General features: G+C 62.2%; 18 protein-coding genes and 2 pseudogenes. 1 reads left to right on the forward strand and 19 read right to left on the reverse strand.

Annotation, left to right across the window (positions count from 1 at the left end; translation table 11 throughout):
• Positions 1-69: 69 nt before the first annotated feature.
• From BSY238_RS17990 to BSY238_RS05315, 3 genes and pseudogenes are all read right to left on the reverse strand, one after another.
• Positions 70-1224, reverse strand: a pseudogene (locus BSY238_RS17990) (IS3 family transposase); the annotation flags it as partial.
• 55 nt (positions 1225-1279) lie between these two features.
• Entirely contained in the window at positions 1280-2923 is a 1644-nt protein-coding gene (locus BSY238_RS05310) for an ArnT family glycosyltransferase (RefSeq protein ID WP_069038219.1), read from the reverse strand.
• Entirely contained in the window at positions 2920-4467 is a 1548-nt protein-coding gene (locus BSY238_RS05315; RefSeq protein ID WP_069038220.1) for a UbiA family prenyltransferase, read from the reverse strand. The genes BSY238_RS05310 and BSY238_RS05315 overlap by 4 nt, the downstream gene beginning before the upstream one ends.
• Before the next feature lie 394 nt (positions 4468-4861).
• On the opposite strand from BSY238_RS05315, the pseudogene BSY238_RS18705 reads away from it, so the two are divergent.
• Positions 4862-5389, forward strand: a pseudogene (locus tag BSY238_RS18705) (transposase); the annotation flags it as partial.
• A 427-nt stretch (positions 5390-5816) separates the two neighbouring features.
• Here the strand turns inward: BSY238_RS18705 and BSY238_RS05330 are convergent.
• The 16 genes from BSY238_RS05330 to BSY238_RS05405 all read right to left on the reverse strand — a co-directional run bounded on the left by BSY238_RS05330 (position 5817) and on the right by BSY238_RS05405 (position 24727).
• Positions 5817-7199 carry a hypothetical protein gene (locus BSY238_RS05330; protein WP_150123884.1) on the reverse strand — a complete coding sequence of 461 codons (1383 nt, stop codon included), beginning with the start codon at positions 7197-7199 and terminating at the stop codon, positions 5817-5819.
• Positions 7200-7227: 28 nt separating this feature from the next.
• Positions 7228-7623 carry a GtrA family protein gene (locus BSY238_RS05335; RefSeq protein ID WP_190295056.1) on the reverse strand — a complete coding sequence of 132 codons (396 nt, stop codon included), beginning with the start codon at positions 7621-7623 and terminating at the stop codon, positions 7228-7230.
• Positions 7624-7651: 28 nt separating this feature from the next.
• The gene (locus BSY238_RS05340; RefSeq protein WP_069038223.1) at positions 7652-8629 is read right to left on the reverse strand and encodes a glycosyltransferase family 2 protein; all 978 of its coding nucleotides are present in this window, start codon (positions 8627-8629) and stop codon (positions 7652-7654) included.
• Between the two features lie 72 nt (positions 8630-8701).
• Positions 8702-10036 carry a putative O-glycosylation ligase, exosortase A system-associated gene (locus BSY238_RS05345; protein ID WP_069038224.1) on the reverse strand — a complete coding sequence of 445 codons (1335 nt, stop codon included), beginning with the start codon at positions 10034-10036 and terminating at the stop codon, positions 8702-8704.
• 15 nt (positions 10037-10051) lie between these two features.
• Positions 10052-11404 carry a phenylacetate--CoA ligase family protein gene (locus BSY238_RS05350; RefSeq protein ID WP_069038225.1) on the reverse strand — a complete coding sequence of 451 codons (1353 nt, stop codon included), beginning with the start codon at positions 11402-11404 and terminating at the stop codon, positions 10052-10054.
• Positions 11397-12227: a sulfotransferase family protein gene (locus tag BSY238_RS05355; protein ID WP_069038226.1), complete on the reverse strand. Its 831-nt coding sequence runs from the start codon at positions 12225-12227 to the stop codon at positions 11397-11399. The genes BSY238_RS05350 and BSY238_RS05355 overlap by 8 nt, the downstream gene beginning before the upstream one ends.
• Complete coding sequence (locus BSY238_RS05360) at positions 12220-13464, reverse strand: glycosyltransferase (protein ID WP_069038227.1); 1245 nt, start codon at positions 13462-13464, stop codon at positions 12220-12222. The genes BSY238_RS05355 and BSY238_RS05360 overlap by 8 nt, the downstream gene beginning before the upstream one ends.
• Positions 13461-14675, reverse strand: a complete 1215-nt coding sequence (locus BSY238_RS05365; protein ID WP_069038228.1) for a TIGR04063 family PEP-CTERM/XrtA system glycosyltransferase — start codon at positions 14673-14675, stop codon at positions 13461-13463. Before BSY238_RS05365 ends, BSY238_RS05360 begins: the two co-directional genes overlap by 4 nt.
• A gap of 13 nt (positions 14676-14688) precedes the next feature.
• Positions 14689-16602 carry an XrtA/PEP-CTERM system amidotransferase gene (locus BSY238_RS05370; protein ID WP_069038229.1) on the reverse strand — a complete coding sequence of 638 codons (1914 nt, stop codon included), beginning with the start codon at positions 16600-16602 and terminating at the stop codon, positions 14689-14691.
• 14 nt (positions 16603-16616) lie between these two features.
• The gene (locus BSY238_RS05375) at positions 16617-17765 is read right to left on the reverse strand and encodes a TIGR03088 family PEP-CTERM/XrtA system glycosyltransferase (RefSeq protein ID WP_069038230.1); all 1149 of its coding nucleotides are present in this window, start codon (positions 17763-17765) and stop codon (positions 16617-16619) included.
• A complete protein-coding gene (xrtA, locus tag BSY238_RS05380; RefSeq protein ID WP_223300337.1) occupies positions 17762-19354 on the reverse strand; it encodes an exosortase A in 1593 nt (530 codons plus the stop codon). The genes BSY238_RS05375 and xrtA overlap by 4 nt, the downstream gene beginning before the upstream one ends.
• Positions 19266-20540 (reverse strand): TIGR03087 family PEP-CTERM/XrtA system glycosyltransferase, encoded by a 1275-nt coding sequence (locus BSY238_RS05385; RefSeq protein ID WP_069038232.1) that lies wholly within the window; start codon positions 20538-20540, stop codon positions 19266-19268. The genes xrtA and BSY238_RS05385 overlap by 89 nt, the downstream gene beginning before the upstream one ends.
• Before the next feature lie 13 nt (positions 20541-20553).
• Positions 20554-21615: a FemAB family XrtA/PEP-CTERM system-associated protein gene (locus BSY238_RS05390; protein WP_069038233.1), complete on the reverse strand. Its 1062-nt coding sequence runs from the start codon at positions 21613-21615 to the stop codon at positions 20554-20556.
• A complete protein-coding gene (locus tag BSY238_RS05395) occupies positions 21605-22492 on the reverse strand; it encodes an XrtA system polysaccharide deacetylase (protein WP_069038234.1) in 888 nt (295 codons plus the stop codon). Before BSY238_RS05395 ends, BSY238_RS05390 begins: the two co-directional genes overlap by 11 nt.
• Complete coding sequence (gene wecB / locus BSY238_RS05400) at positions 22461-23615, reverse strand: non-hydrolyzing UDP-N-acetylglucosamine 2-epimerase (RefSeq protein WP_069038235.1); 1155 nt, start codon at positions 23613-23615, stop codon at positions 22461-22463. Before wecB ends, BSY238_RS05395 begins: the two co-directional genes overlap by 32 nt.
• On the reverse strand, positions 23612-24727 hold the full coding sequence (locus BSY238_RS05405) for an XrtA/PEP-CTERM system-associated ATPase (RefSeq protein ID WP_069038236.1): 1116 nt from the start codon (positions 24725-24727) through the stop codon (positions 23612-23614). The genes wecB and BSY238_RS05405 overlap by 4 nt, the downstream gene beginning before the upstream one ends.
• Between the last annotated feature and the right edge of the window lie 24 nt (positions 24728-24751).

Here is a 24751-nt window from a genome sequence, read left to right on the forward strand (position 1 = left end):
ACCCAGGCCGGGGGCGAGCGGCCCGGTGGGTAACCCGGGTTTGTCGGGATTCGCTTGAGCCGCGCGATGTTTCTCCTCGTAGTTCATCGGCGAGAGATAGCCCAGCGCCGAATGTCGCCGGCGCGGGTTGTACCAGCCCTCGATCCATGTGAAGACGGCCAGACGCGCTTCGGTCTTGGTCCGGAAGGTCTTGCGGTCGATCAGTTCGCACTCCAGGCTGGCAAAGAAGCTCTCGGCCATTGCGTTGTCGTAGGCGTCACCAACCGTGCCCATCGATGGGCGCACGCCCATTTCGCGACAGCGCTTGCCGAATGCCAGCGATGCGTCCTGGCTCCCCTGATCGCTGTGATGGATGACGCTCTCGGGCTTGCGGCTGCCCAGCGCCATATCCAGCGCGCTGAGTACGAGTTCGGCGCGCATGTGCTCACCGATCGACCAGCCGACGACGCGCCAGCTCCACACATCGATAACAGTCGCCAGATAAATGAAGCCCTGCCAGGTGGGCACGTAGGCCATGTCGACCACCCACAACTGGTTCGGCGCATCCGCCACGAACCGCCGCTTGACCAGATCGGGCGCCGGGCCGCGATCCGGATGCCGTTGTGTGGTGACCGTAAAGCCGCGCCTGCTGCTTACGCCACGCAAACCCTCAAGGCGCATGAGCCGTGCAATGCGCTTGTGGCTCACCCGCTCACCCTGTTCGAGCAACTCGGCGCGCACGCGTGGGCGTCCGTAGGTCGCATCCGATGCACTGTGAATCGCCCGGATGCGTTCGGTCAGCACGGCGTTGGCCATGCGTCGCGGACTCGCCGCCCGAGTACTCCAAACGTAAAGGCCGCTGGCCGAGATACGCAGGACGCAGTACATCGTGCGTACAGGAAAGTCGGCCTGGTTCGCCATCACGAGTTCGAAGAGGTCGGAGAACCCACATCGCTCTTTCTGGCAAACCAGGCCGTAGCCTTTGCCAAAATGTCGAGCTCCATTTTGAGCTGGCGTTTCTTCCGGCGCAGCCGGCTCAGCTCGTCCCGTTCGGCGCTACTCAGCCCCCCCCTTGCCGGGCAAGGGCTTGCCGGCGTCTCGTGCGGCCTGGGCGACCCAGTTGATGATCGTCTGGCTGGTCGGACCGAACTCACTCGATAACTCGGCCGGATGGCGGCCGGCCTGTGCAAGTTCGATGATCTGTTGGCGGAATTCCGCCGGGTACGGCGCTCTTGTCTTTGGCATCTCGGACTCCTTCTCCCATAAGGGTCGGGTGTCCACCGAAAAGGGTCAACTTCAGCTATCGATTGATTTCGATCGAGCGATTGATCATTGGCAAATCTATTTTCCGGCTTGCCGCTGTCCCACCTTCGATTGCCGTGTTGCGATAAATCAACAGCCCCTGTTCGCTGGACGGATAGTTTGATTCAGTCGCAATGCGCGCAACCAACTCGAACGGAGCCGCGGCGAGCACCCGCTCCAGCCGCTTCATCGCCTCCAAATCGCTCCAGAAGCCGGGCTGGGCAACCACATAGTGCACGCCGAGGCGATCGATCTCACTTCGCAGTTCGTCCTCGCTCAGCGCCTTTTCGGTCACGCCAAGTTCGCGCCTCACGGCGACCTTCAGCAGCAGCTTGTCCGCCCGAACGACCCCGAGATCGCGCCGGTCCTCGCGCGTGCGCAGATTAAAGATGAAGGCGCCGTCGCGGTAGCCGGAGAACATAACGTTGCTATCACGGGACGCGTTGCGTGCGACGAAGTCGACCGCCTCGCGGTAGCCCTGGACCTGGAATACCGGCCGGTAGAACAAGGTCTGCGCGAGTACGAGCGTTGGCAGCAGAAACCACAGCCCGAGCGCGACCACACTCCTGCTGTAACGCTCCACGTAACGCACAAAAACGCAGGCCAGCATGACGACCGGCGGCAATATGAAAAGACTGTGACGCGCTTCCTTCAGATCGATGGCCGAATAGAAGAAATAGCCCAGCATCAGCCAGCTCCCCCAGAACAGGGCATCGGCGCGCACCTGCAATGTACGCGTCTGACCACGTTCGCGAAAAAGTACTGAAAGCCCAGCTAGCGCGGCGATGCAGAGCGGCCAGCCCAGCTGCGCAGGCATACGCTGCAGATACCAGATCCAGCCTGCTAGCGTATCGCGTGCCACCCGCGAATCGGCAACACCGGTCACCGACTGCACATTGGCCTGGCCGAACTTAAGTGTGAGCACGACCAGCGGAACGAGCGATAGCGCAGCCAGCACTAACGCAATCCACGCATGGCGATCGCGCAGCAGGGCCAGACGACGTTCGTATAGCAGCACCAGCACGAACACTGGCGCCATGAAGGCGATGCTGATCTTCGAATACAGTCCCAGCACCAGCAGTGCTGCGCTCACGTACAGTGCAACCGGCCGACCGTGGCGTCGGTAGTGCATGAAGGACAGCGCGCTGAACATCATGAAGGCAAATGCCGGAATCTCCAGCATGATCTGCCGGCCCCAGAATGCGATTTCCGGCGCGCACACCAGCATCAACGCAGCAGCTGGTGCGCGCCAGCCTGGCAGCCAGAAACCGAACAACCGCCAACTCGCTATCGCGAAGGCGAGGTAGTGAAGGTACACCACACCTAGCGCGGTCGCGTGCGATACGCCGAACACCGCGTAGAACGGTGCGCTGATGACATAGAAAAGCGGCGGATAGAACAGGATTGTCAGCGCCGGATACTGCGCGTAGTAGCGGTAGGCGTAGGCGGACGGGTCATCCAGCGGCAGATTCGCGATGAAATCTTTGAGGAAGACACCGTTCAGCGCGTGGCGCGGTGCGTCGCTCCAGTAAAACTCGCCGTGCACCGGCGCCAGGGCGAACAGGACCGCTAGCACGGTCAGCAGCAATGCGAGCACTATGGCGGGTGAGGGGCGGACACCCGGCAAAAAAGGCGCGGTCACACTACTGCTCGCTCAATGGGCACCACAGACCCGACCGGCTGCGCCGGTTCCGCGACCCGATCGCCTAGCGCAATTGTGTGCGCGCAGAGCACGACGACTAGCATCAGCGCCACGGTGACGCGGCTCGCGCCGTCGCGTATCGCATAAACCATCGGATCATCGTGCATCTCGTTGCGCGAGGTCTTGACCCATAACCGACCGAGCCAGTATATCAGTCCCAGCTCGACCAGCCACAGCAGCTCTGGCGACGCATAGCGCGCCTGCGTGTCGGGTGAGCTGATGAACAGGCCAAATACAATGACCGACGAAAGCGCAGCGCCTATTCCCATGGGCCACAATACCGTCAGATCTGATACCCGGTAATCACGCCCGCGCGCCGCAGTCTCACCACTCTGCTGCAGGGAGGTCAGTTCGGCACAGCGTTTGACCAGGGCCAGGCTCAGAAAGATGAAGACGGAGAACACCAGCAGCCAGGAACTCGCCTCAATGCCCACCGACACCGAACCGGCCAGAATGCGCAGGGTGTAGAGCAGCGAGAGCATCAGCACATCCATCAACACATATTTCTTGATTACCCAGCTATAGGCGCTGGTGAGCAGCAGATAGAGCAGCAGCATCAGCAGGAAGCCGACCGACACTACCGCGGCCAGCACCAGCCCTAGCGCCAGCGTAAAAGCCGCTGCTGCAAGGCCATGCAGTAGGGAAAGCTGGCCGCTGGCAAAGGGCCGTCGCCGCTTGCGCGGATGCACGCGATCATTTTCTAGGTCTAGGATGTCATTGACCATATAGGTGGCTGACGCAACAAGCGAGAAGGCGAAGAAGGCGAGCACCGCCGAGAGCAGGCGCTGCGTGTCGGAAAACGAGAATGCCGTCAGCAACGGAACGAAAAGCAGCAGGTTCTTGGTCCATTGATGCACTCGCAGCGCCCGCAGCCAAAGCAGCAGGCGCTTCCGATCGTCGGGAAAGTCGCGCTCTATCGGAACAGCCGGTCCGACGGCGGCACGCGTGCGCGACGACACGCTGGCGAACACGGCACCGCGCGACGACTGCCATATCGGTATGTCTGCGGCGCTGTCGCCGACATAGACGAAATCATCGCCAACATGCTCACGGATCGCAGCCAGCTTCGCCTGACCCTTGAGGTTAGCACCGCCGCAGGTCGCCAGAACACAGTCGAAAACATCGAGCTCGCTGGCTACCCTCTGCGCAATCGATTCGTGCGCCGCGGTCGCCAGAACCAGTTTCCGGCCGAGCGCCCTTTGCTGCCGCAGGTACTCGAGCAGCGCCTGGCGATACGGCAGATGTAGTTGCGCTGGATCGGTGCGGGTCGCCACCGCACGCTTGAAGGACGCGCGCCCACCAAGCATCCAAAACGGCAGGCGGAGAAGGTTGAGCGGCGAGTGCTTGACCACCTGCACCACCGATTCGACCAGCGAGTCGGAATGCGTGAGCGTGCCGTCGAGATCGACAACCAGAGGCAGCAGACTGGCCGTCGAGGACGCGGCGGCGTGGTGGGTGGATGGGGTTGCTTGTCTGTGCAGCATCTGTCGGTGGAATCCATCTATACAAAGGGGCTGGCATGCCGACCCGGCAGAGTGAACATCCGGGCCCAGCCTATCCCGGATAGGACGAGCAGGCTGAATGCGGGACTGTACCGAAAGCGTATGGTGCCAAGTATTCATGACGCCCGCTGTCGGACTTCCCACATTTTGTCCTTCGCGGACTACGCGGAGAGATTTCTGACGGCGTAGTTTGGGGTAAAGGACACCCCCAGCGCCCGGCTACCGCACCCCGTCGGCCAAAACCAGCGTGACGTTCGCCAATATCGGCGAGCGCAGTCACGGATAGCAGGCCGAGCCGCTCCAGAGCTTCGCGCAACGCATCGGGACCGCAATGACCTTGCCACTGAAAAACGTATCCCTTGCTGAGGGATGCACAATGCAGGCAAGGAACGCGGGAGTGACGAAGCCGAAGGCAGCGCCGAGGGCGCGCTACACGTTGAAGTTCAAGCAGGGGGCAGTAAGTCTGGTCGAGGGTGGGCAGAGCATTGCCGGGGCGGCCAGGACACTGGGCATGGTCGATCAGACCTTGTTCAACTGGGTCAAGGCGCGTCGGCAGGGCCGGCTCACGGACGCGGACAGCAAGCCGGTGAGCGCGAAGCAGATGGAGATTGCGCGGCTGCGTGCGGAATTGGCGCGGGTCAAGATAGATCGCGACATCCAGGGAAAAGCGACGGCGTACTTCGCAAAGGTTGCGAAGTGAACTACGCCTTCATCGAGCGGCACCGGCGCCTGTGGCAGATCTCGGTGCAGTGCCGGGTGCTGCAGATCAGTGTGGTGGGGTTTCACGCGCACGTTGCTCGTCGAGCCGGCCGGATCTGCGAAAGCCGCCGGGGGGCGACCCCTCCGCAACGATGCGCTGCGGGTGGGCAAGGAGAGGATGCGAAAGCTCATGCAGCTGCATGGCGCCCGCGCCGCCTTAATCGAGCTTGTGTCGCAAAACCACGACTTGGTTAGGATTGCGGATGTCATGGATCGCGGCAATCTGGCGGCTTGATGGCTGTTCGCGGTCCTGGTGGGGTAGCACCTCTCACCTGAATGCGCACTGTACGTGCTGAGCTTGGGCCGCAACCCGTCAATGCCGTGCAAGCGGTAGTGCCTCACTCACGCGCGGATATTCTCCTCAGGCACTGACCACTGCCGCGCCAGCACCTTCGCACCGCCGTCTCCAGCCAAAAGCTCTTGACCACCTTGAGCTTGAACTCTGTTTGGTACTTCTTCATGAAACCCTCGAAGTTTGTCCAACTTCTGGGGGTCAGTTCAAACCCGGGGCGATTCGCGAGGGACCCCTCCGGTTTCCGAAGTGCATCAATTCATGGTGAGACGAACGGCACTCAGCGCTGCCGCCTGACTTTCTGATCGAATGCAAGCGCAACATAAAGGATGAGCACCCAAGTCAGGCGGCTCATGTACCGGTCATCCGGCCTTGACAACACACCCGACGTCAGCGAATTGCCCAGCAGCGCTGCGAGCAGAAAAAAGAAAAGCGGTGACAATACGCTTTCCCGCTCCTTCCAGTGGCGCAGCGCAAGCACCAGTCCGATCATCAGCGCCAGCCACGTTACCGTCACATGCAAAGGAGCGAACAGATCTAGATGAAGCCTGCCGGTGTTCTGCCGTGCTGCCAGAAATTCATCAAGTTCGGATGGATAGTAGGTACGTATGACACGCGTCGTGCCGTCGCCGGGCTGCATGCCGAAGGGTTCCAGCCAAGTTCCCGTCTCCTGCGCCAGCAACTGCGTCTTCCAGTTACGCATCGACAGGCTGAACTGCCGTGCCGCGTGATCCTGCAGGGTGGCGCGGATGATCGCCGGCGCCTCGTCCCGCACCACCTTCACGCCTATCGCATAGAGCGGGCTTTCGGCCCCCCAGAGGAATTTGTCCGACATCGTATAGGGGTCGTTGGGCCGCACTTCTATGCGATCGAGTTGCCCGCAAAGCTTGAAACCAGCCTCGGGGCAGCGACTGCGCAATGTATCAAGCGCTGTGCCGTCACCGATCAGCCGCGCGAGGATGAACAAGTCCTTGTAGGGTGCGAAGCCCTCCTCGTCCTGGAACCCCTTCTGTATCGCGAACAGGGCGACGATCGCCGCACCCAGCGCCGCAGCGTGTACCACGTGTTCGCGGTGGAGCAGGCCACGCACGCCTTCACGCACTGCGCGCAGCCCCAGCATCACGAGCAGCAAACCGCCTGCCAGCGACACGTGTGAGTAGTGGGTCAATATAGCCGCCACGGCGAGCAGCCAGACATAGCCGTATTCGGCGCGGCTGAGCCTGGAACGGCCATACCCGACAATGAAGAGCGCGAGCACCACCACTGCAGTGAAGAAATCCGGCAGCAGCAGGCCGACAAACCACGGTGCGGTAGACAGGCACACCAGTGCGGCGCTGGTGACCAGAAAGCGGGCTGGCGCCACATCGCCATGTACAGTCTTGTGCATCAGCCAGAGCAGATGCGACAGCAGCAGAGCTTGCGCGAAAACCGCTGGCCACAGCGACCAGCGCCACTGCGTGAGGTAGAGAAAAAGGTTGTAGAAAGGTGGCCGGGACCAGGCAATACTGAGCCAGCGCTTATCCACCGAGACGATACCGCCCTCAATATAGGCGCCGGTGTCGCCTGAGAACACCATGGGGTAGCCGTTCCAAAGCGCTGCCCAGGCCAAGCCGACTGCAACCAGAAATATCGATACGAAGGCGACCGACGGGGTAGTTCTCATTGGGGAATGCTAGTCAATCGAAATGGCATCAGCGCGCACGTCCGATGAATACGAACTTTCTCGACGCGATGAAATTGAAGAACAGGCCGGCCAGAGAACCTATAGCCAATGCGAGCCAAGGCTCCGACACAACGGGCAGTCCGCCACCCACCATTGCAGCGTAGATGCCGAGGTTGATCGCGCCGCCGGCGGCATTGCTCATCAGGAAGCGGGCCCATTCCCGCCACAGCCCATCGGTGCGCTCGGCGGCGAAAGTGAAGTGACGGTTCATGATCCACGTACTCGTGGCGGCGCACAGGTAGGAGATGCCGCGGCCGGCGTAGGGGTCCAGCCCCAGCACGTGGATAGACAATTGCAGCACCAGCAGGTCCACAACGAAACCTGCGGCACCGACCATGGCGAAGCGGAAGAACTGGCCGGTCACCTCGTACTCCGCCTCGGACTGTCCCGAATCACGCCGCCGTGGCCACCGGCGGCACCAGCACCCTTTCGTGACCAAGTACCTCGCCATCCACCAGCGGGACCTGCAAGTACTGCAGCCGCTTCAGTTCCCGGCGCCCGAGGCTCACTGTATCGAGGATGAGGCCAGAAGCAAAACTGAGGAACCCAAGAAGCATAATGCTCACTGACAGAACAGCAGTGGGAAGCCGAGGCACAAGACCGGTCTGCACGAATTCTTCCACCACCGGGATACCGAGCGCGAGTGAGATCAGCGCAAGTACGGCCCCGACGCAGGAGAAGAACTGCAGCGGCAGCTCTTCCTTCACCAGGATCATGATGGTCTTGAGGATTCGGATGCCATCGCGATAGGTGTTGAGCTTGCTGACCGAACCTTCGGGTCGCGAGCGATAGACCGTATCCACCTCGCCGACCGGCATGCGCAGATTGAGCGCGTGCACGGTCAACTCTGTCTCGATCTCGAAGCCCTGGGAAAGCGCCGGGAAGGACTTCACAAAGCGCCGCGAGAATACGCGGAAACCGGACAATATGTCTTTGAACCGCTCGCCGAAGAACCAACACACCAAACCGGTGAGTATACGATTGCCAAGTCGGTGCCCTGCACGATAGGCCGCAACCTCCTCGGTGATGCGGCGACCATTCACCATGTCCAAGCTTTCATCCAGCAGATGGCGTATCAGCGAAGGAGCAGCTAAGGCGTCATAGGTGTCATCACCATCCACCATTACATACACATCGGCATCCACGTCCGAAAACATGCGACGCACCACATTGCCCTTGCCTTGGTGCCTTTCGGTGCGCACAACGGCGCCAGCTGTCAATGCAATGGCCCGCGTATCGTCAGAGGAATTGTTGTCATATACATAAACGGTTGCACCCCGCAGGGCGGCGCGAAAATCGCGCACTACATTTCCGATTGTGGCTGCTTCGTTGTAGCAGGGGATCAGCACGGCAATTCGGAGCGGATTCATCGCGACGCACCTCGTGAGCGTAAATTCTTGAAAAACTCTAGCCTGTTGCTGCGACGAGCAGAAGTGCATTGGTCACGGCGACTTCCCAATCAATAGTTTCCTCAAGTTGGGTAGACGACCACCGGCAAACAGACCTTCCGGCCTCAGTTTCTGCCACATCTCATCGGGCATTCCCTGCACGCGACGCTGCACAAGCACGCTTGAGGCTACGACGATAATGATAAGTATGTAGTAATAGTCAAAGTACGCCAGCCCGAGAAACTGGCCCGCTGTTGCATATGCGACCAGGCTCACCTGGACCATGCGAAGCATGTCTGACATCCATGCAATATCGGGGATTTTGCGCGCTCGGCGCGCGGCCCAACCCGCGCTGAACCAAGTGCTCAATCCGAGCGCGGTGAAAATTGCGAGGCCGATGTAACCGTGCTCCCCCAACACTTCAAACACCACACTGTGCACTTCGCGCGCATCATCGGGATTGGGCGCATACATAGCAAACGTCGGCGGCCACCAGCATTCGAAGCCACCGCCCATCAGCCGGTCATTTGCCAAGTTGTAGGCCGTCCACCAAGCGTTTACGCGCCCTTGGGCTGATTTGTCTTCGTCATGCGTCTTGATCGTACCCATGCGCTCATACCACGACTCGGGCATGAAGTTGGCGATCGCATAGCCGGTGATACCGAGTACAAGTGTCGTGTACAGCTTGTTTCGACTGTTGAGCCACACAAATGCGGCCATCGATGCCATGCCAAGCAGCGCGCCGCGGGATTGGGTTCCGATTGCGGCAAAGGCGGTAAGCACGACCCAAGTGGTCATGAAAATCTTGAGTAGTGGGTTGGCGACGCGGGACCGCATGAAATAAAGCAGCGGCACAGTCATCGCCATCGCCAGACCAATTTCGTTATTGCCACCGATGAACGTGCCTTGCGGCCCTTGAACACGGTACGCGCCGCCGTTGAGTATCGTAAAGATGCCGCCCTTGAAGCCATAGAAACCGATGGACATCGCCGATATCCACACGAGCGCTTCGATACGATCGAAGCTACGCATCAAGATCAGCGCGACAAAGATCATGAGCTGGATCTTGAGCACCTTCTCGAGTTGCAGCTGTGCAAACTGCGGATACATCGCAAAGGATGTCGTCAGACACATCCATAGGATGAATACCAAGAGCAGTCGTGTCTCGCGAGTCCACATCATCCGCTTTGGCTCTTTTGACACCATCAGCCCAACCAGGGTGGTCAGTGAAACGATCATCGCAAAAGGGAAATTCAGCGAAAAGCCAAAGGCCAGCCGATGAGGATTCATCAAACCAAGCCATGTGAACATGAGTATGCCGAGCCACGGAGAACGGAAAATGAAAGGCAAGGCACCGAAAACGACGGCGCTGATCAATAGGTCACGCATGCGCTCGGGCTCCGCTCATGCCTGAACACGGCTCACGACATACCGAAATTTGCCCGATCCTTCGGCCTCGATCTGCGCTACATGTTCGACTTCGACCTCGACCGACGCTCCGAGCCTTGCCTTCATGCCATCGCGGATGCGTGCATCGCCATCCGCCGGGAAATCCGCTTCGCTGACCACCTTCACGCGGGTCAGGTCCAGACTTTCCTGTTCGATGCGAAAGCCCGCCACGCCCGGCATGTCGCGCACGATGTAGATCAGCGCCAGCCCGTGCATCACCGTCCCGTCCTTCGCGACGATGAAGTCGGTGCTGCGCCCCTGGACTTCGCTGAGCACCGGCAGGGTACGTCCACAGGTACAGGGCTGCGCGCCCAGCACGCCGACGTCGCCGGTGCGATAGCGCACGAAGGGAAATTCACCCGTCGCCAGGTGCGTGACGACGATTTCGCCGGATTCGCCGGGCGGCAGCACGCGACCTTCACGATCGATGATCTCGAGCACGATATCTTCGGCCGTGATGTGCATGGCGCCAGCCGGGCACTGGTGTGCGATGAAGCCCGCATCGCGGCCGCCGTAACCGTTGGCCACCGGACAACCGAAGGTCTGTTCGATCAGTTCGCGCTGATGGTCGTACAGCCTCTCCGAGGTGACGAAGACGACCTTGATCCCGACATCGTCGAGCGATCGACCGGTGCGCCGCGCATACGAAGCGATGTGCGCAAAAGCTGACGGATAGCCGAAAAGCATGCGTGGGCGCGCCCTGCGGATATGGTCGATGAACTGTCCGACCTTTGCGTCCGACATTTCGAATGCCGGCAACAGGCTGGTCCGCATCAGGGCGTCGCGCATCCGGCGCACGCGATCCTGCGCGCCGAGCTCGATCGGACTGCCCCACAGCACCACCTCCGGATCGCCGATGTCGACGCCCCACCAGCGCGTCGCCCGCCACTTCGCGGCGACGTCACGGCTGACACGCTCGCGGCCGATGTAGAAGATGAGCGGGGCACCACTTGAGCCACCGGTATTGAACCGGGCCAACCCACGTGCATTGTCCGCCTTCAGCGCGTCGGTATTCGCGCGGATGAGCGGTTTGTCCAGGAAGGGAAGTTTCTGCAGATCGTCCAGCGAAGTCACCGCGGCAGGGTCGAAGCCGATGCGGGCAAACAGCGCTCGGTAATAAGGGACATGCGCGCCAGCCTGCACGAGCAGCGAGCAGAGGCGATCCACGCGCAGCTGCTGCAATCGCTCGTGCGGCCACCACTGCGAGGCCTCCAGCGCCTGCCGATCGGCCACCGTCGTGTGCTTCTTCAGCCTTTCCTGCAAAGGAAAAACGACGTGCGACACCAGGCTGGTACGAAGATCAGCCATGCGCACTCCTGACTGCGGAAAAGCGCTGCATCAGCTCATCACACAATCGTGCCACCTCGTCGGCTACGGGTGGTGGGTTCTTCTTGCTGATCGAACTGGCGAACACCTTGCTCGTGATGAAAGGCGAAAAGGGCAGACCGAGAAAATCGAACACCTGTTCGCATTCCTTGGCGGGCTCGGTCACCAGTGCCTCATAGGACAGGAGCTTGACTCGCGGATCGCGATCCAGCCCCATCTGGAAATACAGCAGATTGCGGAAATACCAGATCAACGCGCCGGCCGTCGCTTCATTCATGTCGGCATGCCATAGCTCGCGCACGAGGCGCTTCGTTTCATCGGACATGCCGCCGGCAAACCATTCGCCGTCGGCCTGACCCTTGGCGACCCGTTCGACCTGCTGCGTGAAGCGGCTGAAGGACACCAGTGCCGAATTCACCGCATCGCGATACTCGCGGACGATCCACAAGCCCTTCGAGGGCGTGAACTCGTCCATCAGCGCAGGCAAGCGATCGAGCTCGCACAGGCACTTGATGACGAAATGCGGCGCGCGCGACTGATTGATCAGCGAACGGATCACAGCCGGATCACGCATGATGTAGTTGTCGAATGCGCGCGGATCTCGCTCGTGGAAGACATCGGTCTGCATGCTGCGCTCGATCAGATCCATCAGCATGTTGGTACCGGAGCGCTGCATGCCGCCCACGAAAACGTGCCGACGTGGCTGTGCCGCGCGCGGCACGCGGTGCGCCAGCCATTTCCGGGCGAGCAGCGCACGATACTCGATCTGTTCGCACGCATTTTTCCAGTAGGACGCTTCAGCCAACTCCGATGTCTCCCTGTGTGCCACGCGCGTTTCGATCGGCGAACAGCGCGCGGAACGCTGCAACCAGCGTCGCGACGCGTCCGTCCCATTCGTTGTCTTTTGCGTAGGCAAGAATGCGCTCACGGTCCCAGTCGCGCGCCAGCGCCCGGCTCAATGCGTCCTGCAGCGCCGGTCCGTCGTCAAAGGGCACGATTTCGCCCAGGTCATCGCGGCACACCACCTCGCGATTGCCTCCGACATCGGTCGCCACGACCGGCAGACGGCAGGCCATGGCTTCCAGAAACACATTGGCCCATCCTTCGTTGCGGGTCGCCAGCACGAATACATCGGCCGCCGACAAGGGTTGCTTTAGCGCTTCCGGCGGCAGGGTGCCCAGAAAGCGCACACAGTCCGCCAGACCCAGTTCGGCCACTTGCGCCTTGAGGCGCGGCCCCCAGTCGCCTTCCGCGCTGGCACCACCGACGATCAGGAACAGCAGACCCGGAAACTCGCGTCGCAAGGCCGGCAACTGTTCGATCACCCGATGAAAGCCCTTGCGTTCGGTGAGGCCGCCGACGCTGATCAATACGTTTGCATCGTCCGGAACCGACAGTTCGCGTCGCGCTGAGGCCTTGTCGATCGGATAGAACTTTCCGGTATCGACGCCGTTGCCCACCACCTGCAGTTTCGCCCGGTCGACGCCGATCCCGGCCGCAATTTCGATCAGGGACGCGGAGACCGAAAACACGCGGTCGGCGCGATCGAGCGCCTGACGCAATCTGGACGACAGCCCGGGCGTGCGGGCGTGGCGCGTTTCGGTGCCACGCAGCGTGACGGTGAAAGGACAATCGAGCCAGCGTGCCAGCAGGCTGGCGGCGTAGCCATCCGGATAGCCGAAATGCGCATCGAGCACATCGAGCCGGCCCTGCTTCTGCAGGCGGCCCAGCGCACGGTAGGCGCCGAGCGCCAGAAAAAGACCGTCGAGTCGCTTGAACAGGCCGGGTACCGACAGAAAGCGCGGATGCAGCACGGTCACGCCCTGCTGCACCTCGACTGCCGGTACATCCGGCCGGAAATGCGGACGCAGATATCGCAACAGCGACTGCAGCGGAAACCAGGGTACCGGCGCCACGACCGTCAATGGCAACTGGCGACCGACCCGGAACATGCGCTCGCGAATGAACACACCGGCCTGCGGCTGCGCGGCGTTCGGAAAAAGGGTCGAGAACACGACGAGGTGCGGCCGCGCCTGCGTCATGCAGCCGCCCGGCCGGTGAGCGACGCATAGACATCGCGATAGCGCGCGACCGATGCTGCCCAAGTACGCTCGCTCTCGACGAAACGTCGGCCGGCTGCACGCAGCCGCGGCCAGCTTTCATGCATGCCGAGCAGGCGCAGCACGCTGCGTGCGAGATCGTCGGCGTCACCGGCGCGGAACAGGATGCCGGTCTCGCCGTCCTGAATGAGTTCGCGGTGGCCGCCGACATCGGACGCCACCAGCAGCCGTCCCTGGGCCATCGCCTCGAGCGGCTTGAGCGGTGTGACGAGCTCGGTCAGGCGCATCGAATGGCGCGGATAGACCAGTACATCGACCAGGTTGTAATAGCGCTGCACATCGGCGTGCGGTACCCGGCCGGTGAAGATCACGTGTTTCTGCAGACCGAGTTCCCCGGCCAGTTGCTTCAGATTGGCTTCCTGCGGGCCGCCGCCGGTCAGCAGCAACGCCACATCGGGCGCCTTCTGCAGGATGGCGGGCAACGCGCGCAGCAGCAGGTCCAGCCCCTCGTAGGCGTAGAAGGAACCGATGAAGCCGAGCACGCGCTTGCCGACCAGGCCAAGTTCGGCGCGCAGCGCCTCGTCGCCCGCGACGCCGAAGGCGAAATTCTCGACATCGACGGCGTTGGGAATGACAGTGATCTTCGACGCGGGTATGCCCCGCCCGGCGAGATCGAGCCGCAGGCCTTCGCAGATGGTCGTCACCGCATCGACCGCACGCACGGCGCGCGTTTCCATTGCGCGGGTGGCGCGATAGCGCAGGCTGCCTTCGGTGGTGGTGCCGTGATCGACGGCCGCATCTTCCCAGAAGGCACGGATTTCATAGACCACGGGGATGCCCAGTTGCCGGCCGACGCGTAATGCCGGAAAGGCATTGAGCACAGGTGAGTGCGCGTGCAGCACATCAGGCCTGAGGTCGCGCGCGACCTCGAGCAGCCGCTGTTCCAGCGCGCGCATCTGTGCGCGCTCACGCAGCACCGGTACGCGTTCGAGCGTGCCCGGCGACCACGGCGTGCGATGAAAGATCAGACCGTCGACTTCTTCCACCAGCGGCCCGGGCGCCGTGTGCTTGACCCCGGTGACATGGTGTGTGTCCCAGCCCAGCTTGCGCTGCTCTCGCAGTATGGCGGCGGTGCGGAAGGTGTAGCCGCTGTGCAGCGGAATGGAATGATCGAGTACGTGCAGGATGCGCATCGCGATGAAATCCTCAGGCGGCGTCGCGCAGGGTCTGACGCTCCTGATTGCGCAGGAAGGCGTCGAACATCAGCAGGGTCCACAGCGATGCGCTGTAGTCGCTGCGTCCGGATTGATGTGCGTCCACCAGATGTTCCAGATACGGGCGGTTGAACCAGCCGGTGTCGGCCAGCCGGCTGCCGAGCACCGCGTCGCGCACGCGCTGCTTCAGCGGACCGCGGAACCAGCGCGCAAGCGGCACCGAAAAGCCCATCTTCGGGCGATACATGATGTCGTGCGGCAGATGCGGCTCCAGCGACTTCTTCAGCAGATACTTGCCTTCCTGGCCGCGTATCTTCATCGATGCGGGCAGCGTGGCCAGCCATTCCACCAGCGGATGGTCCATCAGCGGTTCGCGCACTTCGAGCGAATGCGCCATGCTCGCGCGGTCCACCTTGGTGTTGATGTCGCCCACCAGATAGGTGTTCAGGTCGAGGTACTGGATCAGCGACAGCGGCTCGTCCGAACGGTGCCGCGCCGCGTGGCGGTGAAACACCTCCACCGCGTTGTAGCCGCCGAGTTCCGCTTTCATGCGCGGACTGAAGAGCTGTCGGCGCATCGGATCGCGCAGGATGGAAACGGAATGGAAATACGCCTCGACGGACGTTCGCGCCAGCGATTCGAAGGTGCTTTTGGCGCGGAACATACGCGGCGCCCAGTCCGCCTTCGGATAAAGCTGACCAAGGGTGCCGAACAGCGGGCGCCGCAGCCCCAGCGGCAGGCGCGAGCGCAGCTGTTCTTCCATCATGTGCAGCCGGTAGCGGCGGTAGCCACCGAAGCTCTCGTCACCGCCATCACCTGACAGTGCAACGGTGACGTGCTTGCGCGCGAGCTGGCACACGCGATAGGTCGGCAGCGCTGAACTGTCGGCATATGGCTCGTCGTACAGCCAGGCGAGCGTGTCGATGAGATCGAAGTCGTCGGACGCCACCATTTCGACGCGATGATTCGTGTGGTAGCGGTCAGCCACCTGCTGAGCGAAGCGCGATTCGTCGAACGCCGGATCGTCGAAGGCGATGGCGCAGGTGTTGACGGGTGTGTCCGAGGCCTGGGCCATCATTGCAACCACGGCACTCGAATCGACACCACCCGACAGGAATGCACCCAGCGGCACTTCGGAAATCATGCGCAGGCCGACCGATTCGCGCAGGCGGCGGATCAGCTCTTCCTCCGCTTCCACCTCGTCGATGGCGATGACCGAGCCGAAATCCACGTCCCAGTAGCGACGCGGCGCCGGTGCGACTTCACCGCGCCGGATGCACAGGCTGTGGGCCGGTTCCAGCTTGAACGCCTGGCGATAGATGGTGCGCGGATCGGCGACATAACCGAGTGCGAAGTATTCCTCGACCGCATGCGGATCGAGCGCGAGCGACAGACCGCCATGCGCGGTCAGGGCCTTCAGCTCCGATCCGAAGATCAGCTGGCCATCCGGCAGCAAGGCATAGAACAGCGGCTTGACGCCGAGCCGATCTCGGGCGAGGAAAAGCGTGCCGGTGTTCCGGTCGAACAGCGCGAACGCGAACATGCCGCGAAAGCGCTGCACGCAGTCTTCGCCCCATTGCTCCCACGCATGCACGATCACTTCGGTATCGCTGCGCGTGCGGAAGGTGTGTCCGAGCGCCGTCAGTTCCGGAATCAGCGTCTGGAAGTTGTAGATTTCGCCGTTGAACACGACGATGACCGAGCCGTCTTCGTTGGCCAGCGGCTGCTGGCCGCTCGCGACGTCGATGATGGACAGGCGGCGATGCCCGAGCCCGACACCGGGCTCGATGTGCAGGTCACCTTCGTCGGGGCCGCGGTGATGCTGCGACTCGTTCATCCGGTGCAGTACGTCGCGCACGATGTCACGACGGTTGCGCGTGTCGAAAATGCCAACGAAACCGCACATGCAGGAAGGTCCGATCAGGTGGTGGATGCGTCGGGGCGAGCTTGCCTGCCCGACAGCGTGAGATAGGTATTACGGTAAGCCGCAACCATCGCTTCAATGCTAAAGGAGGACTCGATTTTCTGCCGTGACGCACTGCCGTGCGCGGCGAGCAGCGTGGGGTCGGCTGCGTAATCGACGATGATCGACGACAAGGCGATGACATCGCCGGGCGCGAACAGACGACCATTGACCGCGTCGTCGACCAGTTCCGGCGTGCCGCCGACCCGAGTCGATACGATGGGCAGACCGCACGCCATGGCTTCGAGTATCGTGTTCGAAATGCCTTCACCCAGCGAAGGCAGCACGAACAGATCGAAGCACGTCATCAGTGCAGCAATATCGTTGCGTTCGCCGGGAAACCACACCTGCGCAGCCAGCCCGGCGTCGTCGACCATCCGCTGGCAGGGCTGGCGAGCAACGCCATCCCCGATGATCACCAGGCGCAAGGCATCACCGCCCGGCTGCGCACAGGCACGGATGAAGGCCGACACGAGCGTCGGATAGTCCTTGACGCCCACCATGCGCCCCACACTGCCGATCACGAAGCAGTCCTGCCCGAAGCCTTCCGGCAACAGGTCGCGCGATCGGACGGCAGGTGGACTGAAACGCTGCTTGTCGACTCCGTTGTAGATCTGCGTCACGCGCGACGCATCGACGCCGATGGCGTCAATCAGCCAATTCTGCAGATCGCGGCTGACCGTCAGATATCGGTGCACGAACGGACGCGCGATGCGGCGCAGGCGGTTGTAGCGCGCATTGCTGCCATCGAGGTCGAACACGTCGCGGCCATGCTCGCCATGCACACGAATCGGCACCCCGGCCAGCCAACCCACCAGCACAGCTTCGATCGCAGACAGGTTGCGGGTGTGCAGGATATCGGGGCGAAGCGCACGCAGCGTGCGCCACAGGCGGAAGTAATGCGCCGGATCCTTGCCCGGCTTTTTCTTCACGTCATGGAAGATCACGCGGCCCGGGCGGATGCGCTCCGCAAAATGGGAATGACCCTGCAGGCACACCACATGGTGCTCGAAGTCGCCTTCGGGGAAATTGTTGAGAAGGTTGACCATGCCGTTCTCGAGGCCACCTGTGCCGAAATGATGAACGACATGAACAATACGGGTCACGGCGAAACAGCTTTCTCGAGCCCGGGTTCCAGCAGGGCCGCGAATTCGCGCAGAAGCGCCTGGGACTTCGCGCGATCCTCAAGTTTCTTTGTGTACAGCACGACCGCGTAACCCGCATCATCACCGGTCAGCAGCAGATTGCGTGCGAACAGCAGCTTCGCGATGACGCCGTTTGCGGTCGGCGTATCACCCACCACATACCAGTCATGGATCAGCAGACGCAACCGCGATGAGCGCAGTTCCGTCTCCCGCAGCGCATGTGGCGTAACCGGAAGAATGCGTTCGCCGACGTTCGACCACACGTCATGCTCCTGCTCGATCATGTAGTTGCCGGAATTGATCAGTTCGGCATCCTGACGCTGCCGTCCGTACCACGCGAGGTGAACGACGATCACTTCGTCGTTGCGGCGGTACTGCAGCGTGGTTTCCCGGTCGGGATTCTGGAACGTTGGACGCCAGTCGGTCAGCGCCACCTCCTGATCCAGCGTCCAGCCGGCACCCGGTTCGACCGGCAGAACCAGTCCGGGCAAAGGCGGCAGCTGACGCTGCGCGAGTTGAGCCACGTAGAGCAGCGGACCCGCCAACAGTGCTGCAGCGGCGATGCCGACCGCTGCTGTCCGAAACGCCGACACCGGTCGCCACGCGGCCGAACCGGCCTCCGGCGGAACATCCTCTGCCTCGCGTTCCTGCCAGAATGATCCGACCCAGAACAGCAACAACATGATGACGCCGAAGAATACCCAGCCGTAGATGATGTGATCTACACCGGTGGCGATCTTCATGTCTGAGTAGTGGGCGAGCAGCACGATCATCAGCGCCCGGAAACCGTTGGCGATGATGGGCACAACGAAGGACGCAGCGATGAAGGCTGCACGTCGCCATATCGAGCGATAACTCACATAGGCGTACAGCGCGCCGACGGTAACCGACGAAATGAGATAGCGCAGCCCGCTGCAGGCCTCGACTACCGACCAGCTGCCTGAAGGCAGTTCAAAGAAGGTGCCTTCGCGATAGACCGGGAAGTTCAGCAGCTGCAGCGCACCCACGGTGAAGTCGGCCGTGAAGTTCATCAGCGGCAGCATCAGATTTTCGCCCATCGGCACGCCGAGGAACAGGAAGGCCAGCGGATAGGCGATCACCCACGCGATGCGCCAGCCCAGCACGGCGATGACCAGAGCCGGAATGGACGCAACGAAAGCAAGCTGGCGCACCACCTGCACGCCGGCGACCTCCGCTGCCAGCCAGCCTGCGAGACTCAACGCGAGGGCAGCCAGTCCCCAGAGACACGGCTGCGGCGACACGTTCGACAGCGCCCCCCGTTTGCGCCAGACCAGCCAGGCAAAGATGGGCACCACCAGAAGGCCGTGGGCGAAGGTTTCGGATCGCAGCCAGATTTCGACCATGGAACTGGCCGTGTCCCAGTACAGGGCAAGCAGAACCGCGAGCAGCAGCAGAAACAGCGGGCCCGCGCTGCGCCACGCACCGGTGACCGGGCGCACTTCAGCCACGCGAGTGGAGGATGCCGGGTTCAGCATTGACATGACTTTCCTTGATGAATGACTGCGGACCTGCTTCGCGCGCGGGCGCATCGAGGCAAGTATCCAGCGCAGCCAGTGCGCTGTCCCAGCGATAGACCTGTTCGATACGCGCACGGGCACTCACGCCGATGGTGCCGGCATTCACCGGATCAAAACAAGAAAGCACTGCGTCGGCGAACGAGCGGGCATCCAACGCGACGGCGAAATCGCGCCCGGCTTCGGCATCAAGGCTGCCGGCGCAGGTTATCGACACAACGACCGGCCGCGCCATGGCCATCGCTTCAAGCACCTTGTTCTGGATACCACGCGCCACACGCAGCGGCGCCACGGCACAGGCTGCGTGCGCCACCCACGGCCGAACGTCGTCCACCCGCCCGGTCACCGTGACATGACCAAGACGTTCGAGATCACGCACTTCAGCCGCCGGATTCATGCCGACGATGTAGAAACGCGCCGAAGGCTGCACGGCGAGAATGAGCGGCATCACGTCAGTGGCGAACCAGCTGGCGGCGTCAATATTGGGCCAGTAGTCCATCGCGCCAGTGAATACGATCGCTTGCCCCGATGCGGGATACGGGTTGGCACCGGCCTGCGACGGGTGGAAGAAATCGACGTCCACGCCATTGGGCACGGCGGTCACGCGTCCTTTCATCGCCGGGGCAAGCGACTCGAACAACGCTACCTCGGCCGGCGTCACCAGCAGACTCATGTCCGAGGCATCGACCACCCTCGTTTCGTACTGCAAAAGGGTGCGCGCCTCTCGGCGGTAGAGCCAGGACATCGGCCAGCGATGACGTGCTGCGTACTCGGACCACTTCTCCGAGTCGACATCGACCAGATCGACGATGCGCCGCAATTGCGGATGACGATCGAGGTATTGCGCCATGGTCGAACAGAAGACGACCACCTTGCGGATATCGTGTCGCGCAATCGTGTCGTCGACCCAGCGCTGCATGGCCGACGATCGATAGTAGGCAACGCTCAGCGATTCCCCGGTTGCCAGCGCACGCAGCGATGCAGGTTTGCGGCTGCGAGGATCGATCTGCTCCGTGTGAAGCTGGGCACAGCTTGTCGCGAGCGTCGTCACATGCGGAAGATCTGCCGCGTCATCGACGAAAGTACCCGCATGAATTTCGTAACGCCTGGCCAGATGCTTCAGCAGGTGATACGAGCGGATCTTGTCCCCCTTGTTGGGTGGAAAAGGCAGGCGATGAGCCAGAAAGAGCAGCGCTTCCATGAGGCCGCCCGACTCAGCCGAGATTGCGAACGATGAATGGCCCAAGGACGTTGGCGAAGCTGCGCGGCATGCGGCGCCAGACTTCGATCATCAGCTTGTACTTGGGATTGGACGGGTTGTTGCGAGGCAGGCTGTCGCGCTTGTAAAGGCAGTATTCGTAGTGCAGCGGTGCCGGCTCGAAACCCCAGTTCTTCTTGAACGAATACGAACCCGTGCCCTGCTTGCTGCGGCCGTAGTCGAATACCCGGATGCCGCGTTCGCAGGCGTGACGCATCAGTTCCCAGTACTTGAAATCGTTCGCGGCCAGATCGCGCGCGGCCTCCGCGTCGCCTGCGTAATAGGGCAGGATTTCGTCGCGGAAGTAGAAGCTCATGACGCTGCTCAGCAGCGCACCGTCTGGGCCTTCGACCGTCATGACCGAGCAGCGCTCGCCGAAGGTGGCGCGCAGCGTGTCGAAGTAGCGACGCGACATCGCAGGCGTGCCGTGACGATGCACGTTGTCCGAATAGAGCTCGAAGAAGCGGGCGTTGTCGGCGTCGAACTTCGCGACCAGACCGTTCTTGATGCCCTTGCGCACCATCGCGCGCTGCTTGCGCGGAATGGCGTTCATGTTCGCCTCGACGTCCGGTGACAGTTCCTTGCGGAAGGTGACGTAGAGGTCTTCGGTCGGCCAGTCGGTGTGGCGCGCGCTGACGTTGCGGAATTCGAGATGGTCGACGTCGAGCGACTGTGCAATGCGTTGCGCTTCGGTTTCCAGCGCCAGCGCAGCGGATTCGTTGTCCGCCGCCACGCCGCCATAGACGCCGAACGGCAGCGACACCAGAGAGTGTCCGAACAGCCGGCTCTTGACCTGCGCCAACGGCAGCACGCCACAGACACGCCCGGCCTGTTCGGCCAGCAGGTAGTGCGTGCGGTGGCCGAAAACATTGCGCATGATGTCGCGCCACTCGAACAGGTGAAAGAAGCTCGCCGCCGGACTCGCTTCCACGAAGGCGTTCCAGTTCGCGCGGTCCGCATCGGTGGCGGCGCGCACGCTCACGCTGACAGCTGTCATGAATTCCGCCTCAGGTCGCACGGGCTATCTCCGGAAACACCTCGTCCATCCGGCCCCAGCGGAAATCGCGCATCAGACGCGCCAGCCGGCCTTCGGTGCGGTCGAGGTTGATGTAGTGACGAAAGCGCGATTTCGCATCGACACCGGCGACACGCGGCTGCGCGGCGTCGATTTCCCACGGATGGCAATAGAACATGGCCGGTCGGCCGTCGCGCCGGTTCACCTGCTGCAGCAGCCAGCGCGACGCTGCATAGGGCAGCAGCCTGAAATAGCCGCCGCCCCCGGCCGGCAGATTGCGACTGCCGACACGTACGGTGGTGACCGGCACTTCCATCAGGCCGTCGCGCGAGGCGAACGGAAAACGCGGCGCATCCGGCATGCCATAGTGATCATGCTTGACCGGGTAGATGCTGGAACTGTAGCGGTAGCCCGCTTCGGCCACGCAATCGAGCGCCCACGGATTGGCATGGCCGATCGAAAAGCTCGGGGCACGATAGCCACGCACTTCCACGCCGGTAATGTCTTCAAGCAGCTTCTTGGCACGCGAAATGTCGTCGAGGAAATCGGCCGGCGTCTGGTCGGTGGCACGCAGGTGTGCACTGCCGTGGCTGGCGATTTCGTGCCCGGCTCGCGCAATGCGTTGCACCATGGCCGGGTGGCGCTGCGCGATCCAGCCCAGCGTGAAGAAGGTGGCGCGGTTGCCCGATTCATCGAGCAGCGCAAGGATGCGATCCACGTTGCGCTCGACACGGCACTCGATGCGGTCCCAATCGGCCCGCGCGATGTAGGGCGCCAGCGCCGACACCTGGAAGTAATCTTCCACGTCGACGGTAAAGGCGTTGCGGATGGTCGTCACGGCGTCCGGCTCACGATGCGGCGCGTGCCTGCAGCCAGGCATAGAGGTCGGCAGCAATGCGCGGGGCGGCTGCACCGTCCCAGTATTCGGGGACGCGTCCGCGTTTGCCGCCGGTCGCCAGCGTGTCATCGAGGCAGCGCACGAACAGTGTTTCGTCGGAACCCACAACGGTATTGGTGCCCTGCTCCGCCGTGATCGGCCGCTCGGTGTTTTCGCGCAGGGTGATGCACGGCACCGACAGCGCGGTCGTTTCCTCCTGCAGGCCACCGGAGTCGGTGATCATGACCGTCGCGCCATCCATCAGGCCGAGCATTTCCAGGTAACCCAGCGGCGGCAGCAGCGCGATGCGCGGGTTGTCCAGCAGGGCGCCCAACCCGAACTTTTCGAGATTGCTGCGGGTGCGCGGATGGATGGCGAACACCAGCGGCAGCCGTTCTGCAGCCTTGGACAGCATGCCGGCAAGGCGCTTGAGCTGTTCCGGATCGTCGACATTGCTCGGGCGATGCAGTGTCACGACGCCGTAACGGCCACCGGCAATCAGCGCCGGATCGATGCCGTGCTCGTTCAATGTCGCCACCGGGGGCACCGCCAGCGAGCGGCTCGACAGCAGCGAGTCGATCATGACATTGCCGGCGAAATGCACCCAGGACGCATCGACGCCTTCACCCACCAGGTTTGCCAGCGCGCTGCGCTCGGTCGTGTACAACCGGTCGGCAATGCGGTCGACCAGGATGCGGTTGATTTCTTCCGGCATCGCGCGGTCTCCGCTGCGCAGCCCGGCTTCGACATGCACCACGGCGATGTGCTTCTTCACCGCGACCAGCGCACAGGCCAATGTGGAATTCACGTCGCCGACAACCAGCACGCACGACGGCTTGATGTCGTCGACCAGCGGCTCGAAGCGCTTCATGATTTCGGCCGTCTGCACCGCATGCGTGCCGGAACCCACTTCGAGGTTGTGCTGCGGCGTCGGCAGGCGCAGTCCGCTGAACAGGCGCTCATTCATCGCATGGTCGTAGTGCTGACCGGTATGCACCAGCACCCACGGAATCGCAGGCACGTGCTCATCGAAGGCGCGCAGGATGGGCGCCATCTTCATGTAGTTCGGGCGGGCGCCGACAATGCACAGCACCGTCGTGATGGACACCGAGTGCGCAATAGTCATTCTGCGTCCTTCCCGTTGTCGAGCGAACGGTCGGCAAGCTCGCGCAGCATCGAAATGGTCTGTTCGAGCGAACGCTCGATACGCAACAATCGATCTTCGAGGTAACCGGCCTGCTGCGCATTGACGAAATCCCGCACGCGCTGCGCCGAAGGCGCATCGAGCTTGAATTGGGAAAGATCCATATCGAACAGCTCGGGCGTGCCGATCATGTGGGAGCCACCAAAGGACGCCCGGCCGGACGATGCCAGAGGAACACCCGAATCGCCATGCTTGGCAACGGCAGCCGCTGCGGCCGCATCTCCTGCTTCATCGCGGATTTCGCTGACCACCACCGCAACCTCATCCGGCGAGAACGAGGTGGCGCCGGTTAGGAATCCCGCCAGCATGAGCCGGTCGCACAGCGTATTGATGCGGCGCGGCACCCCGTCTGTGGCTTTGAAGATCGCCTCGTGCGTGCCGGCCAGAAAGGCCGGTGACCCGCGCCAGCCGACATGCTTGAGCCGGTGTTCGATGTAGGCCTCGGTTTCGGCCGGGTCCATCGGCCCGAGGTGGTAGGACGCGATCACCCGTTGCCGCAGCTGCTGCATGTCCGGGCTCTGCATCGTTTCCCGAAATTCAGGCTGACCGACCAGAAAACTCTGCAACAACGCATGCTCGCCAAGCTGGAAGTTGGACAGCATGCGCAATTCTTCGATGGCGCGCGGCGTCAGGTTCTGTGCCTCGTCGACGATCAGCAACGCGCGCTTGCCTGCTGCGGTCAGCGACAGCAGGAACATTTCGATCGACAGCAGCAGGTCGGCCTTCTTCAGTTGCTTGTTCGGCAGGCCAAAAGCGGCCGCAACCAGACGCAAGGTGTCTTCAGCATCAAGATGCGTACTGACCAACTGCGCCGCCACGACCTTCTTGACATCGAGTTTCTGCAGCAGGCTGCGCACCAGCGTGGTCTTGCCGGCACCGATTTCACCCGTGATGACGATGAAGCCCTCGCTCTGGTGCAGCCCGTACTCAAGGTAGGCGAGCGCGCGGCGGTGCCCCTTGCTGCCAAAGAAGAAGGACGGATCGGGGTTGAGCTGGAAAGGCTTGCCGGAGAGGCCGTAAAAGGATTCGTACATTAAGCAGGCGAAATGAGGTGGAGC

Origin of the sequence: Methyloversatilis sp. RAC08, from assembly GCF_001713355.1 — a bacterium.
In the GTDB taxonomy this organism is placed as follows: domain Bacteria; phylum Pseudomonadota; class Gammaproteobacteria; order Burkholderiales; family Rhodocyclaceae; genus Methyloversatilis.